The organism is Mesorhizobium sp. M2A.F.Ca.ET.037.01.1.1 (assembly GCF_003998075.1).
Taxonomy (GTDB): domain Bacteria; phylum Pseudomonadota; class Alphaproteobacteria; order Rhizobiales; family Rhizobiaceae; genus Mesorhizobium.
In genome coordinates this window covers 1-1,495 of sequence record NZ_RZSA01001300.1, presented here as the reverse complement: position 1 = coordinate 1,495, position 1,495 = coordinate 1, and the positions used below count along the sequence as shown (strand labels likewise).

At 64.1% G+C, this 1,495-nt stretch carries 1 protein-coding gene and 1 pseudogene; one reads left to right on the top strand and one right to left on the bottom strand.

Annotated elements, in window-relative coordinates; all coding sequences use genetic code 11:
* Positions 1-1,045, bottom strand: a 1,045-nt coding sequence (locus tag EOA27_RS36140; RefSeq protein WP_127258689.1) for an FAD-dependent oxidoreductase, incomplete at its 3' end; no start/stop codon positions are given.
* 110 nt (positions 1,046-1,155) lie between these two features.
* Here EOA27_RS36140 and EOA27_RS41715 point away from each other — a divergent pair.
* Positions 1,156-1,495: pseudogene (locus EOA27_RS41715) on the top strand (hypothetical protein); the annotation flags it as partial.

Sequence of the window (1,495 nt, the reverse complement as noted above, 5' to 3'; positions counted from 1 at the left end):
CGTAGATGCCATATGGAAAGGTTTCCGGCGGCGGCGGCAACAGCACGCCGAAAGCGTGGCAGGCGGCCACCCTGCCCTGCTCCATCGAGGTCGAGGCAAGGCTCGGGAAGCCGATGACGTCGCCGGCCGCGTAGATGTTAGGCACGCTGGTCTGGAAGGTCTGCGGATCGACCTTGACTCGGCCTCGGGCGTCAGCCTCGATGCCGACCGCGTCGAGGCCGAGGCTGGCGATGTTGCCGGTGCGGCCGGCGGCGTAGAGCACCATCTCGGAGCGGATGGTGCGGCCGTCGGCGAGCGTCACCTCGGCATAGTCGGGTTTGGAGGCGATCTCCTTGACCGAACTGCCGAGCCGGATGGTCATGCCGCGGTCGCGCATCTGGTGGATGAAATCGTCGACGATCTCGCGGTCGATGAAATCCAGGATCGAGTTGCGCGGCTCGACCAAGGTCACCGGCACGTCGAGCGCCGAAAAGATGGTGGCATATTCGACGCCGATGACGCCGGCGCCGATCACCGTCAGCGTGCGCGGCAGGTGGTGGAGTTCCAGCATCTCGTCGCTGTCGAAGATCCGCTTCCGGTCGAAGGGCACGTCGGCCGGCCGGTGCGGCCGGGTGCCGACGGCAATCAGCGCGTTGGCAAAGCCAACCTCGCTGTAATCGCCATTGTCGGCGGTCAGGCTGGCCTTGTTCGGCGTGAGGAATTTAACCGCGGCGCGCGCGCTCCTCACGGTGTTGCGCATGAACTGGTGCTGCAACACCTCGACCTCGTGGTCGAGGGTCTTGTGCAGCCGCTCGACCAGATCGCCGATCGAAATGTCCTGCTTCACCCGGTAGCCGCGGCCGTAGAAGCCGCGCTCGCGCCAGCCCGAGAGATTGAGCACGGTCTCGCGCAACGTCTTCGACGGAATGGTGCCGGTATGCACCGAGACGCCGCCCAGACGCCTGCCCCGGTCGACCACCAGGACGGACTTGCCCAGCTTGGCCGATTGCACGGCGGCGCGGCGTCCCGAAGGGCCGCTGCCGATGACCAGCATGTCGTAATCCATGAACCCCTTCCCCGCATCTTGTGCGCCGCAACAAGCTAATCCGGCGGCGGCGTCATATTCAACTGCCTATCGCGTCTGCCTACCGCGGAAACTCTGGAAGAAGCGGCCATATGAACCGTAACCCGACGGCAACGCTTGCGTGCAATGGTGATAAGCGAGGGAACCACGGGGTGGCTGAGCTTTCATGTCCAAAAGCGATACCTTGCCTGGCACAGCGACTGGAATTCCTGTCTGACCTACAGACCCACCCGGTCTTCGTGGATCTGCGTGAAGGCCTGTTTCGTTTCATCGCGCTGCTCGTCGCCGCGATCTTCGTCTATCGCGGCGTGAACAACGTCATCGTCGATCCGGGCCGCCTCAACGTCCTGCTGCTGACGATCTCCGAGACGCTTACCTTCATCTGGCTGCTTCTGGCGCGGCGGCCGATTGTCCGCGACTGGAGTCCTTTCA